This window comes from Pseudomonas sp. LF020 (genome assembly GCF_053456425.1).
In genome coordinates, this window is sequence record NZ_JBRFIX010000019.1 from 1 (window position 1) to 13,471 (window position 13,471).

The 13,471-nt window shown below is 53.7% G+C and carries 15 protein-coding genes; all 15 read right to left on the reverse strand.

The features are described 5' to 3' along the window. A partial coding sequence (locus tag ACU680_RS26830; RefSeq protein WP_448180999.1) for a VirB8/TrbF family protein occupies positions 1 to 444 on the reverse strand: 444 nt, incomplete at its 3' end. A gap of 78 nt (positions 445 to 522) precedes the next feature. Then, the gene (locus ACU680_RS26835; RefSeq protein ID WP_448181000.1) at positions 523 to 1,035 is read right to left on the reverse strand and encodes a lysozyme family protein; all 513 of its coding nucleotides are present in this window, start codon (positions 1,033 to 1,035) and stop codon (positions 523 to 525) included. Then, positions 1,032 to 1,469, reverse strand: a complete 438-nt coding sequence (gene pilM, locus ACU680_RS26840) for a type IV pilus biogenesis protein PilM (RefSeq protein ID WP_448181001.1) — start codon at positions 1,467 to 1,469, stop codon at positions 1,032 to 1,034. The genes ACU680_RS26835 and pilM overlap by 4 nt, the downstream gene beginning before the upstream one ends. A 79-nt stretch (positions 1,470 to 1,548) precedes the next feature. Then, entirely contained in the window at positions 1,549 to 2,865 is a 1,317-nt protein-coding gene (gene pilV / locus ACU680_RS26845) for a shufflon system plasmid conjugative transfer pilus tip adhesin PilV (protein WP_448181002.1), read from the reverse strand. Between the two features lie 10 nt (positions 2,866 to 2,875). Next, a complete protein-coding gene (locus ACU680_RS26850; protein WP_448181003.1) occupies positions 2,876 to 3,853 on the reverse strand; it encodes an ATPase, T2SS/T4P/T4SS family in 978 nt (325 codons plus the stop codon). Further along, entirely contained in the window at positions 3,853 to 4,440 is a 588-nt protein-coding gene (locus ACU680_RS26855) for a type 4 pilus major pilin (RefSeq protein ID WP_448181004.1), read from the reverse strand. The genes ACU680_RS26850 and ACU680_RS26855 overlap by 1 nt, the downstream gene beginning before the upstream one ends. An 11-nt stretch (positions 4,441 to 4,451) precedes the next feature. Beyond that, a complete protein-coding gene (locus ACU680_RS26860; protein WP_448181005.1) occupies positions 4,452 to 5,549 on the reverse strand; it encodes a type II secretion system F family protein in 1,098 nt (365 codons plus the stop codon). Continuing rightward, on the reverse strand, positions 5,546 to 7,072 hold the full coding sequence (locus tag ACU680_RS26865; protein WP_448181006.1) for a GspE/PulE family protein: 1,527 nt from the start codon (positions 7,070 to 7,072) through the stop codon (positions 5,546 to 5,548). The genes ACU680_RS26860 and ACU680_RS26865 overlap by 4 nt, the downstream gene beginning before the upstream one ends. A 10-nt stretch (positions 7,073 to 7,082) precedes the next feature. Further along, the gene (gene pilP, locus ACU680_RS26870; RefSeq protein ID WP_448181007.1) at positions 7,083 to 7,598 is read right to left on the reverse strand and encodes a type IV pilus biogenesis protein PilP; all 516 of its coding nucleotides are present in this window, start codon (positions 7,596 to 7,598) and stop codon (positions 7,083 to 7,085) included. Further along, the gene (pilO2, locus tag ACU680_RS26875; RefSeq protein ID WP_448181008.1) at positions 7,588 to 8,904 is read right to left on the reverse strand and encodes a type 4b pilus protein PilO2; all 1,317 of its coding nucleotides are present in this window, start codon (positions 8,902 to 8,904) and stop codon (positions 7,588 to 7,590) included. The genes pilP and pilO2 overlap by 11 nt, the downstream gene beginning before the upstream one ends. Before the next feature lie 3 nt (positions 8,905 to 8,907). After that, positions 8,908 to 10,629 (reverse strand): PilN family type IVB pilus formation outer membrane protein, encoded by a 1,722-nt coding sequence (gene pilN, locus ACU680_RS26880; RefSeq protein ID WP_448181009.1) that lies wholly within the window; start codon positions 10,627 to 10,629, stop codon positions 8,908 to 8,910. Continuing rightward, complete coding sequence (locus tag ACU680_RS26885) at positions 10,629 to 11,030, reverse strand: TcpQ domain-containing protein (protein WP_448181010.1); 402 nt, start codon at positions 11,028 to 11,030, stop codon at positions 10,629 to 10,631. The genes pilN and ACU680_RS26885 overlap by 1 nt, the downstream gene beginning before the upstream one ends. Positions 11,031 to 11,467: 437 nt before the next feature. Next, on the reverse strand, positions 11,468 to 12,406 hold the full coding sequence (locus ACU680_RS26890) for a TrbL/VirB6 family protein (RefSeq protein ID WP_448181011.1): 939 nt from the start codon (positions 12,404 to 12,406) through the stop codon (positions 11,468 to 11,470). A 10-nt stretch (positions 12,407 to 12,416) separates the two neighbouring features. Next, positions 12,417 to 12,743: a hypothetical protein gene (locus ACU680_RS26895; RefSeq protein WP_448181012.1), complete on the reverse strand. Its 327-nt coding sequence runs from the start codon at positions 12,741 to 12,743 to the stop codon at positions 12,417 to 12,419. A gap of 50 nt (positions 12,744 to 12,793) precedes the next feature. Further along, a complete protein-coding gene (gene virB5 / locus ACU680_RS26900; RefSeq protein ID WP_448181013.1) occupies positions 12,794 to 13,471 on the reverse strand; it encodes a P-type DNA transfer protein VirB5 in 678 nt (225 codons plus the stop codon).

A 13,471-nucleotide genomic window follows, 5' to 3' on the forward strand; every position in this document is an offset into this window, starting at 1 on the left:
CGACATCAACTCAACCGCTGCGTACATAGCGTCACTGTCCGCAAAGTTGTAACCCTCTCGGAAACGGACGTAATTCGAAAGGTAGTATTCGTCATCAACTTGTTTTTGGGTCTTTGCCTGGCCGCCCGGTCTGACGATATCGGTAGCGCCGGTCGCGTTATCAACACGAACAACATACGGTTCCACCGTTTTCAGCGGAGTAAGCATCATCACAGCGCCGATAGCCATAAATGCCAGCATGCCGAAAAAGTAGGAGAGCAGTTTTGCGCTTTTGGCCTTTCTCTGGTACTCAGCAGCTATGTTTGCCTCAAACCATTTAGCCGCGTTGGTGTATGCGGCTTGTGCCAAAGAAATGTTCCGCGCAAGCTCAGGATCCAACACCAGACCGGCGGCTAGCTCTTGTTCCTGCTCGATAACTTTTTGTTTACTCAGACGGAATTTCATAATGATTTTCTCTTAAATAAATGCGCACTCAACCCACCGGATAATCTGAACAAGATTCCGAAGAGCGAAATAAATTGGTTATCGTTGGTTGTACTTCTTGCTGAATTTTTCTCTGTAAATCCGAGCTGGTTCACCACCAGCCGGTCGGTGATAACATCCAGCAGCCCACACCCAATTTTTTTCCCGCTCGTAGCACTTACGCAGTTCGATAGCGGCAGTGTTCAAATTGTCGCTAGGCGCCAGGGAGTCACAAGGGTGAGCGTAATGCTGTGAACCCACCCACCCCCAGTTCTGCTGGGTAAGTCCGATGTCAACTCCGTACTTACCGTACCTCTGCAAACCCTCCAAAGCTGCGTTACAGGCTTCAGCGCGAGTAGCGAAGTACCTACCTTCGCCCTTGATATTCAGCGTCCAAGGCCAAGGGTAATAACCAATCTTGATTTTGTAATTGCTTTCGATTTTGGCAATCGTCCAAAGCACCTCTGGGGGGACGTCCTGAGCCTGTGCTGCCCGCTGATAAGCAGGTGGAGGCGTTTCAGCCTGCACGTATGCCGCCGACAAGAATGAAAGAGCGAAGAGAATCTTCTTCATTGCACCAGTACCACCGATCCATTGGGGATCTGAGCTGGCAGCACGATTCCCGGGTTGACCTTATTCGGCGCTATCAAAACCCCATTTTGATTAACACCGACGTTTGTTGATTCAGTTTTCTTAGCAAGTTCACCGACTAGTCCCGGTAGCTGCTGTGTGTAGTACACATAACTTCCACTCGGGCTTATAAAGTTCCCAAGGCCCGGATTCTTCACGTACCAATTCGGCATACTTAACGAAGCATCACTCACGCTGCCAGTTTGTGCGGGATTTGCTGACGCGTAGGTGGCAACAAGATTGCGGTAAATCAGCATACTTACGGACACTGCCTTAACTTCCGCTACTGCCATGCCTCTGTTCTTTGATGTTTTCTCAACTTGAGACATGACGCTAAGTGAAAACATAAGGGCGAGCAAAAGATACAAAAGAGGCATGACAGCACCCAAGAGTTATTGAAGTGTTTGGTTTAGATATTTCATATTGCAACAACAGGTCGCAGCGATTTAGGTTTGTCTAATCACCGTAATTGGCGCAGATCGCCGACGCTTCAACACCTGTCCACGGATCGGGTTGGTCAATCGACGTTACTCTGACTGAGCAATTCCACCCGGCAGCGTCCGGAGTCGGGGATGAATCGTCCAGGTTAACCTCTCTCGAATAACCGTTGAAGTTACAACCGCCGCTGACAACTTTTTTGCCCACAGGACAGGCGACGGCAAACTCAACTAACCTTGGAACTGGCAAGCCGTCGATAATTTCATATCGAGAAACGCGTTGAACATTCATGATTCCGATCGTTCGCCACTTACCTGCTTGGCAAGTAAGCGGCATTCCGACTGCGTCGCGACTTATCATCCCAATCGGACTGCAATTCGTTCCGGCTGAGGAAATCGTGTTGAGCTGGAGAAATTCCCCGACTTCCGTTCGGCCAGTGGACGTCAATTTACCGGCTCGCATTTCGCCACCGGTATAAACATTCTTGTCCGCATAAGATCGCACCCAGGCCGGATCGCTCATGTACCAGCCGCCTTGATGCTTTTCGTTGTACCAGCCGGTGTCTCCGGTAGATCTGAACCACCCGCCGGTGTAGGTTTCACCAGCCGTTACGGTATTGCCACTGATGTTTGCGGAAGCTGCGTTGACCGCTCCGGCGTTGTTCAGGTTGTTAGCGTTCATGTCGATCGCTGCGTGCATCTTTTGAAGCTCGGGTTGGCCTGGCACTGCGTGACGATAAAGGTAGTCATTCACCAGAGCGCCGTCTTCGAAAAACAGGGCGGTTGCCAAATGCCCCGCACCAGGTGAAACGCCATAGGGTGCCAACGGGGTTTGCCATCCGCCGAAACTCCCGAGCGCAATCCCTGTGTTCGACAATGGCACATAACCACCCTTGCCCCCCTGCTGCTTCGCGATTTCGATCAAATGCAGTTCTTTGATCGTGTCCCCGTTCACCGTAACGATCAGCGACTGGAGCTTATTCGGAGTGGGTTGAAGCACAAGCACCCGGTAGTCCTGGCCGTAAGCGTTCTTGTCAGCGAACCCCGCTTGCAGGTACCCGGTAGTCCGGAGCATCGCCGTTGTAATCACTGCCGGCGCCGTAGATGTCGCAGAAGCGGCGACCGCCGCGTAGTTGTCTTTGATGTAGCCAGCGGCGGCATCGGAAACGCTATCCATTTGATCCGCGGTGACTAGGTTGGTTTGCCGGTCGATGTAGCGGCTGTAGACCGCTATTCCACCAGCGCTCGCGATCGTCACGATCATCAGGACGATCATCGTTTCTAGCGCTGTAAATCCCTTCTGCTTGCCTCTGAAATTGCTACGGCGTTGTTTCACAATGATCCCTCTATGTTGGTTTATTGGCTCCCCACATCGCCCGGGCTGCTTGCTGCTCGACCTCTTGTGCAATTGCGGTGATCTGTCCGCTACGAATTTTTTCTCTGACGCCGGCAGCGCTCTCCCCACCTACCAACAAAGTCTCGATAGACAGCCGTTTGAAATCCTGCCCCCCTTGGCCCTTCGTGACGGTCAAGTCCTGCCACGACACGCCTAAGAGGCTTTCGGCAAGCAGCTTTGCCCCCGAGGTGGTGTGCTGTTCCGCGAGGAATATCAAACGCTCCAAAGCCACTGGAATACTGGCGGCATGCAGGGTTGCCGCGATCAACTCGCCGTTGGAGCTGGCTTTCAGCGCCTCGTAAGCGGTATCGGAGTCGCGGATCTCGCCTAGGAAGATGAAATCGACTCCAGAACGCAATCCACGGATCAGATGTTCGCGATAACCACCCTTGTGACGCGAAGCGTTGATCGCAATGCAGCGACCGTTGCCATGCAGTCCATCAATGGCGGTTTCGATGGGGTCTTCGATTGCCAGTGACACGCCACCATGCAGCTTGTGCCGCTCGACCACCCAAGAAGCCCCGGTAGAGGTCTTACCAACACCGAACCCGCCACAAATCAGCATCAGCCCGGTCGCCTTGGGATCAAGCATTGCCTCGGCGTAGTAGGTCGGTATGCCCAAGCCCCGATAGTTTCTGATTTGCGCCTTGGAACGGCGCAAGACGTAAGTTCCACCTGGCTCCGTGCTGTCCAGGTGCGTAACTCGATACACGTCCTTTCCATGCAGAATCGAAAACTCCGGGGCACCCGCGTCCTGCTGACCTTTCTGGCAAAGCAACAGGATTTCCTGGACGTCGCTTTTCCAGCTTTCCGGAACCGGCACGCGGGAGTTTGCAGCTCCCGCGAGGTCGGTTACGTCTGCAAAGCTGTTACTGACGTACAGATCAAGCCAGTCGCTCGTCGAAATGACGCTTTGCAGACCGGTCATTAGCGACCAGACCAGGACAATGTGTTGGTTCCGGACGTGCAGGCGCTCGTCGCTGCGATGGAGGTGACTTCACCGGTGATTGCCGTTCCGCCATTGATACGGATGGTCAGGGAGTTGCTGTTGGCAGATTTGGTCGCAAGGAAAATGCAGTTCGAATCCGGCACCCCCGCGTATGTCATGTTGTAGCCCGATCCAGTAGACACGTTCGTCACAGCACCACCCCAAAGGTTCGAAACAGTGCTGCCGCTCTTTTGCATGTTTTCTGGAATCCCCTCACCGGCGATCAGCACCGGTATCAGGTTGGTTCCTGTCGGCCCATAGCCACTTTGGGTTTTCAGTTGTCGGGTATTGGTGATGAGGCTGGAGACGTTCTGAAGCTCCTCATTGTTGTTCGAGGTGTTCGTCAACTTGGAGTACCAGGCAATGGCACCAATGATCGCGAAAATACCCACGGCAATTGCGATCATTACTTCGAGCGCGCCGAATCCCCCCTGCTTTGGACTCCGACGCCCCAATTTCCGGACATTCGGCGAATTAGGGACAGCCGGGTTCTCGGCGGTGATTACAGCCGTTGTTTCGATTTTCATGGATTTTTTCCTTAGGGTTTTACGACTTTGGTTGCTGTCTTGTTGACCGATTGTTCGAAGCTGTTTTGCATGTCTTGAGTGCCCACCACCACGAGCGCCATTGCAGCACCGAGTAGAAGAATTGCGATGGAGAACGAGATTTTTGCCATGCGCTGGATGCTTTTTATACTGAGCTTCAGCCAGCGCTCCGAGTAGTTGTTGATCGCACCCGAGAACCCTTCCCGGGCAGCAAGGATCCGGATGAACTGAATGGCTTTCTTGTCCGGAAAATTGTGCCCTGCATCATCCAGAGCCACACCGAGGTTGCTCCCCATCCGGATGCCGTACAGCGCGCCTCGGATTCTTTCTTTCAACCAGGGATTCGCGTACTCCCCGAGCATTTCCAGCGCAACGTAAGGAGGAATGTTGGCTCGCATCATCACGGCCAGGTTCAAGAGGAACGTTGAGCCATGAACCATGCGATACGTTGAATAGAACGGCCCCTTGTCGAACAGCATCCGGAAAGATCCAGTCCAGCGCGGGAGGCTCCACACGAAGACCGCGATCAGCGCGAGAAGCGACACGACAGTGATTGCACCGTAGCCCGTCACGAAGTTCGCAAGCTGGTACAGCGTTGCAGCGGCTCCTGTCCAGTTCTCCGGAGGAGAAACACGGGCCATTGGGGGGACTAACTTTGTCGATACCAGCCACAAGACCATCGACAACGGAAAGCTGAGAAACGCCGGGTAGACAACCGCCGAAGTAACTGCGCCGATGATCTGCTGTTTCGCCGTAATGACCCGCACGATGTCATCACAGGCCTGAACCATTCGCGCGCCCTGCTCGCCCGCCGCCAGAAGGGATGCCTCCTCGTAGGGCACCCATCTGGATAAAGCCCGACTCAGCGGCGTACCGTTGCTGAGCTGAATCATCAGGTCACGTGTGACGATCGCCAGTGGTTCGTTGGGCTTTTTGCCGCCTGCACTCCAGATCTTGTTCAGCTCCTTGAGCGAGTCGTTCACGCTTATCCCGTTTTCGACCAGGTTCTGAAATCCCTCGTAGAAGTCGATGCGGGTTCCGCCCGAATGCTTCATAACCAGCGCCGCCCATGCTGCGCTGAAGGCATTCATGACTTCACTCCAACAACTGCCACGTAATCATCCAGCAAACAGATATCCCGTTCACCGTGCGAGGGATCGACCACCCCTTCATTAATTCGCTGCAACAAGTGGGCATTTTTCGTAATGCCGCCTTGTTCATTCACCCAAAAAGCCTGCGCCTCGGCCTTACCGTCATCACGAAACTTACGCATGAATGCCAGATCCGGCGCGAGAACTTCTGCAATTGCGGTTCGGCCAACAATGCCGCGCTTCTTGCACGCTTCGCAGCCCTCACCTTTCATGAAGACCTGCTCAACGATGCAGTGCTTATGGATACGTGTTTTCAAGTCAGGTGCAATCGGCCCGAGGTCATACCGCTCGTAAGGAACTTTACATTTGTCGCAAAGCACCCTCGTCAATGACTGGTTGACCAACCCCTTCACCAGGCTAGGGTCATACGCCAAGTTGTCCTCGACACCTAGGTCATGGAGTCGCTGAAGGCTCGCTGTTGCGGAGTTAACGTGCAACGTCGACCACAGACCATGCCCTGTCAACGCCGCCTGGAACGCTGCAAGCGCCGATGCGGTATCACGCATCTCGCCAATAAAGCCGACGTCCGGATCCAGTCGCATCAGGTTCGCGACTGCGTCAACCCATTCTTCCTTGGGGCCTTTAGGCGTCTGGTTCGCGCCGTTGATTCGATACTCAACCGGGTCTTCAACCGTCACCAGGTTGATCGTGTAGTTCACTGATTCAAGCAACATGCTGAGAAGCGTCTGGATACTCGTTGACTTGCCGGATCCTGTGGTACCGGTCAGCAATACAATGCCGTCAGTTCGATGAACCAAGCGCTTGAGCGCCTCGATCTGTGACGGTAGATATCCCATCTGATCCAGAGTGAGGGTCGTACCGCTGTCATACAGCAAGCGCATTGCCATCCAAGGGCCATTCAAGGTCGGGCGTGTTTCCAAGCGGGCACCGAAAAGACCGCACTCGGTCACAAACTCGCTACGCAACCGTCCGCTCTGGCTTTCACCCGGACGATAGTTCGTGCCAGTTGATTCGCTCATGGTTTCGTAGATGGTGGACAACATCGCCTCACCGTCACGTCCAGCGAATGACGCCGCCGGCTCAAGCTCACCATGGATCCGGAAGCTGAGCTGATGACCTTTCGGAGTGGCAAAAAAGTGGATGTCACTCGCGCCTGCCGCTGTTGCTGAACGCAGGATTTTTACGACTTCATCCTGTTTGCCGGCGGAAGTTTCGTTGCCAACGTATTGCTGACCTTGCCGACTACCGACAGATGCACCGACATACCCCCGATAGAGCGCCTGCAGGAGTTCAGGTTTTACATACTCCGTAGAGTGCTTGAAACCTGCACGACGCAGGCGCTCCACAAACGCCATGACGAAGTGATTGCCGCCGTAGCCGTCAACAACATGAAGAACACCATCGTTTGTCAGACACAGCTTCTCACGCAGCTCTGCATCGACTTCCCAGGTCTGACCTGGTGCAGTGAGCGGCACGGGTGCCAATATCGCTAGTGAAGTCATGGCTCGATCCTCAGCGTAATGCCGGCGGTGACAGCGGAGCGTTGAAGCCCGGGGATTGCACGGGCACCGATTGTTGCGGTGGTGTTCTGGACACACCGAACTGGAGCGGTATGCGACGATCACCACGGGTCAGCACTACGCGATCGATGCCGACCTCGGCGACTTGGAACCCGCCGGCGATCGATTCGCCTGACTTGGATGTAACCGTTGTGCCGTTCGCATAACGAAAGGTTGCGTACAACCGGCCCGCAGCACCTGAGATCCCCGTTACCGTTGGCAGATCAGCTGCTACCACGGCCACCGAAGGGCTGGATTGCCCTTTTGCGAACTGAGGATCATCGCCGGCTTTGGCTGCACTCTCCTGCATCTTCGCTTTTGCCTCAGCTCGCATTGCCTGAGCGTCGAACATGATGGTTTCGCTCTGGACTTCTGACAGATCGCCAACGGTCGCGAGTGGCTTTCCCTCCGCAAAGACTGCAAATGTTTGCAGCACGCATGCGGCCAACAACAATCGTCTAACGCGCATAAATTTCTCCCTTGATGCTCCAACTGAGTTGATGACCGTCGCGCACAACAGTCATTTCCACCAGGCGAACACCTGGCAGATTCAGTCCTGCAAATATGAATTTCGGTGTGTAAGGCGAAGTCAGCGAGAAGCTGAACGTTTTCCAGTCCGGCGCCGGTGGGGTCGCTGCTTGCTCTTGCCCGGGTAGGTTCGCGGCCGCCGGCAGCGCGACGGGCACTTCAACCAATTCCGCCTTCAGATCCAGCTTCTGCATGTGCGATGTAAAGTTCGCCTGAATGATAGGGAACTCCGACAATTCGTCGTCTCCCCCCACACCCAGCTTGATTTCATCGCCAAACCGCGCACGATCACCGCCGGTCATCAGTACAGGCGGCTCCGGGAATCGGCCTTGCCCGGCTGCGATCAGATCGTTAAATGTCGTTCCCGACCGCTTGTAAACCGGCTCGATGATCGCCGTATTGCATAAAGCGGATTCAAACAACCAACCGCCTAGCGAAAGTGCTTGCGAGTCGATCGCCCCTTCGCAGGCGTTCAGGAAGTCCTCAACGCCAGGAATGGATGCCCACGGGTGTTGCAGTGCTTGAACTGGTTGCTGAGCGCCGGCAAGGGCATTCAGCTCGGCGAGCTTTGCCTGCCGTTCCGCTTCTTGGCGTGCGGCTTCTTTGATTGCCTCCTGACGCTGGTACTCCGTCCACTGAGTGAACGCAAACAACGCAATGACCAAGGCCAAAGCCCCACAACCAACCGTGATGATTTCCCGCTTGGTCAATCCGAAGGTCAGCGGTTTGAGCGCGTAGTCCCTCAACCGGGCACCGACTGGAAGCACCTCCTCGATGTCGAGGGGAGCGCCGCGATATTCGAAGTCCACAGGGTGATAAACCTTGTCGAACTCCATGATCCTGCGTTGGCTGTCCTTCTCCACTAGCAGATTGAAAATCTGGTCTTTGTGGCCGATTACATCGCAGCCAGGAACGATCAGCCCCCCATGGACGGCAACAAGTGCGTACATGCCGTTAGGCAGCAAAAACGCACCGATCCAAGACTGCTCCCGGATCTGTCCAGCCAGCGCGGACGCAAGGGAAAACATCCCCTTTGTGACACCGTTGCCCTTTTGAACGAATCCGGCCTGAATCATGCTCAGGCCCAGCCGTATCGCCACGATGTCCATTGAATCGCGCTTGCCAATCTCCCTTGCCTCGGCCATGTAAGACCGAGGCCGGGAAAGCGGCTGCCACATCAGCCCTGCTACAAAGTCTTTGCCGTTGATCTTGACGACACTGATGTCACTGCTTGAGCTTGGTGGCATAGGTCACCCCAGGATGATCGGCGTGAGCAACAGCACCAGGACTTCGCGGTTCGTTTCACGGGTACCGCCGCCGCCAAAGAACCAGTTCCAAGCCTCCCCGACTCCTGACTTACTTGCGTTCTCAGTCGTTTGATCGAAGCCGCTCAGTACCAGCGTCTGACCCGACTGCAGTTTTACGGTCTGATCGAAGATCTGCAGGTCATAGCTCGGAACCTGTGCCTTTGCATCGCCACTGGTGAAGTTGTCCAACTGAGGCTCGGTACTCATGTTGATCGCGATTTTCATCAACAACTCGTCCGCCGGCATAACGATCGGGGAAAGAGCCATGTTGAAACCGGAAGTGATCGAAGCGGGTACTAGTGAGCTGGTGGTACCAACGTTTGCAGTTTGTGTGGTTCCGCTCGATGCGATGTAGCCCTTCACCTTGCCGACCTGAACCGGCGCCGTCTGCAGGTTCAAAGTTGTGACTGAAGGCGCCCGTACCGTAGACACGCGACCCTGCTGAGTTAAGGCTTGAACAATCGCCTTAGAACCGGCGAATGGTGAGCTTGCAGTGTCGAGGATGCTGATAGAGCCACCTACCGCGCTTCCATCGATTCCAGGGAATTTATTTCCCAGACCAAAGCCCCAGTTACCGCTGACTGATTTGTAGACCAGGCTCCAGTCGATGCCGTATTGATCCTTGTCCGAGAGCTTCACCGAGATCACTTCGATGTTGATCAGGATCTGCTGCGTAATCCGGTGGTTCTCTTTGTCCAAGTAGGCTTGAACAGCATCGAGAACGTCCGGGCGGTCAGTGATATTGATCACGCCCGTCGCACGGGAAAACGACATCTGATCCATCGTCAGCATGTTTCTGACGTTTTTTTCAATGTCGTTCAGTACCGACGAAACCATGTCGGTCTGAGTGTTTTGGCTACTTCCGGATTCGCCACTCATCCCGGTAGAGCTGCTGCCCTGCCCTGAACCGCCGGATGTGCCCGCCGTGGAGGACATACCGGATTTAACCTCGGACTTGAACGTCGAGGTCGTGTTGAATGCGTAGATTGGGAACTGCCGTGTTTCCAGGTAGTAAATCTTTATCGCACCGGCGGCGGCGTCGTAGCGCCAAGATAGGCCCAGGCTCCCGGTGACGGAATCCAGCAGGGTTGACAGACGCCCCTCGTAACGCTGCGCGTTCACATATCGGTTGCCGAAAGAAGGCGTACTGGAGGGTGCGGCGGCGCCAAAGGAAGTAATCGAACCAGTAGAGCCGCCCGGAAACAGATCCGAGATCGAATCATTCGAAGCAACCGGAGCCGGCCCTGTCGGGCGAGCAACGCCCTTGTTCTTCATGAAGGCCGCGCCGCCGTCCAATGCATCAGGCATAACCTGAACAGGCGTCGTCACTTTGCCTGGACTGGATCCGCAGACATGGCTTGCCCACTGAGCAAACTCCTGCAGCGTTCGCGATTCGTTGTAACCGACATCGCAGTCCCGTGTAACCGGAAGTCCCCTTTTCAACTGCAAGGGCTGTGTATTCACCCACTGCTCATTGGTGAACATCACCGATTTGCGCGTATTGCCGGACTGTTGACGCAACGATCCGGATAAAGCATTTGCTTTATCCGCAGTCGCATCCACGCGGCCCATCGATTCGCTTACACGCTTGGTTTCGCAGCCAGTTAACCCGACCGCGAACGTCAGCAACATCGTCAGGGCTATTGCCCCAGGACGGGTATTCATTATGGCGCCCTCTTGCTTTTCGACTTGACGGAGTTTTCAGATACGTTCAACCGATGCTGGGCACGTCGGCCATCAACAACGAATGACCGCTCAGCTTTTTCGTAAAGCTGGAAGATGCCGGCGACCGCTTCCTCGTAAGTGCCTTCAAAGCGCAGCGGAGCATCGATCGGGTAATCGAGGTCTTCCGCTTCCCAGGCAACTTCGTAGTTGGCTCGCTGGCTCCAGGTCTTGATCACACCGCGCAGACTATCCCCGGCTTTTGCTTCCCAAACTGGCTTGGGGATGGGCGCGGGTTTGATAGGTTTTGCAACTGGAGCGATGACCGGTACCGGCGGCGCCGGTGGGGCTGCAAAGACCTTGGGTGGCAAGGTGACCGGCTTTACCGGTTCCGCTGCAGCCACGACAGCAGGTGGCTTCAGCGGTGGCACCGGCTGAGCGACAGCGGTTTTGCCTGACCGAGTTGTTGACGCTGGGGATCCCGGCGCCCATCCGAGCGATCCCGGGACAGCCGACGCTAGCAGTGGCTGTGAAGCTGTGTTCGGTGACACCGGCGCCGGCCCGAAAACGATGGGTGCACGTGGTGTCGAGATTGGTGTCGCCGGCACCGGCGGAGGATTTGGAGGTAGTGGTGGAACTGCTGCCCTGGGCGGTACTGGAAACGCTGGCTGATTAACTTCAACCCAGTCACCCGAGGGCAACGTTAATTTCGGCGCACTGCATCCCAAAAGCAAGGCAGCACAAAGCAGCTCACTCGCAACGAGTTTGCAATTCATGGCTAGTACCTTTTTTAAAAACGATGAAACAGGAAGGGAAAAACGAAGCTATTGTCGAGCGGGGATTATTTGATTTGGTTTCGATTTCTTAAGCGGAGTAGCTGTTTACCAGCGGCCCCGGCCATCGAGCGAGCTGTACTAAGACCGGAAGTTTTACCAATTAAAGATCCAATACCACTGACACCTCCGGAAGGTGTACCTCCCATGATAGAGGCGGCGTAACCAGGCAATTCAGTAATCAGCAGTGTGAAAGAACCGAAAACGAGGAGGATCTTAAAAGCAGTCTTCAACGTAATTTCTAATCCGCCATCTTTCACAATGAATGAATTAATGAACCCCATTTCAATGCCGACGATTACTGAAATCAGGATTTGGGTAAGCATGAAGCCACCCACTACAGATACCCACCCCCAAAACCATTGTCGCGTTTGCTCGAAAAGAGCAAAGGCAATGAATAAAGGGCCGATCGTCAAGATAACGGTAGACGCGCCTTTTAAAGTAATCATCGTCCCAACGCAGACAGACAGGAAAGGCACGCCACCAATCAGATAAAACAAGACAACGACAACTGCATAAAACATTACAGACCAATCTTCTGTAAAACCGAATTTCATAAGCGAAATCAATTTATCCAGAGAATCGATGTAATTGATAATCAACGCGTCAACCTGATTAGTTTGATTACCTTCTTGGCCTGAGAGTATTCCACCCATCCAAACGGGGAAGCCTGTGACAAATGGAACCATTGTTTGTAGGTACCAGCCTACATTAAATGCAAAATGGGCAATGAATGCCATCTTCCCGATGCTCACCAAGATATCTTGGAAGATGACATCAAACCCTTGAAACAACCAATAGATGCTCTTAATTACAAAGTGCGTAATCCAGATTGTTCCAAACAACGCACCTACTCCGAGCATGACCTTGGACATGCCACTTCCCAAGGCGCCTTTCAGTGCATCGTCTATGGCCTGAAATAGCTCCCCCGCGACCTGAAAATCCATTGAGCCTCCTTCACGATGATTTACTCAGTTCACGCCCCTTGTAGAAGAGGCGACCGTCCTGCAGGCGAAAACTCACTGCTCCACCTTTGGCACTCAGCGTTGAGTCTGAATCGGCCTTACCTTCAAGCTTGCTTTCAAACTCTTTGCCAAACAGGCTCTTTTTTTCATCAATGTGAAAAACGTTTCCCTCTTTCGAGATATCCAGAGTCATCGGCTTGGAGTCGGTACTGCTTACTTCAACCCAATGACCAACGAACGCACTTGGCTTGTCAGCACCGCAACCTGTGAGCATCGAGAAAGCAACCAGACCACAAACAGCGAAAACGTTACGAAACATAAACACCCCCTAAGAAACGAATTAAATAAAACCACCTGAGTATAGTTTATTTAATTGAACTGTGGAACTGTTTTACTCTTTCCGCGAATGTAATCTTCAAACGCCTGAGAGCGCTGCCTACTTTCCATTTTTTCCTTTTGCTCCATCAGCATTTTCATGTTTTCCATGCGCATTTGCTGATTCTGCAACTCCAACAACTCTTGTTGATAACGCAATTGCAGGTCTGCTTTCTGTTGTGGCGTTTCCACAACATTCAATTGCTCACGAAGCTGTTCAGCATTCTTTACTCGTTGTGTACTGGCATTGTAATTGGACTCCAGTACACCGGTCGCTGTGAGCAGTTTATCGAATTGTTTTTGAACCGCCGCGTCGTCAGAACGCAAGTTGTACCGACTTCTTAAGTCGGGAAGATCTTTTGCTTCAGAGTAAACATCCCCCCACTCCGAAAGCGGCATTATTTTGTTTAGGGTCGGATTATCGAGAAAACTCCCCATGTTGGAATTTCCCGATATCAATCCCTTGTAATTTTCATACTGTGCACGGGCCTGCTCAATACCCTCTTTAGCCTGGTTCAACGCATCAAGAGCCTGTTTTGCTTGCTCCAAGGCGTTATTCGTCAGGATTACTCCAGTAGCCACGTCAAGCGTGGGAATACCGGTCGCGCTAACAAGCGGCGCAGCAGTTGCCATTGCGGCGGCCAGAAGCCCCACTAACAAAGTCTTTTTCAT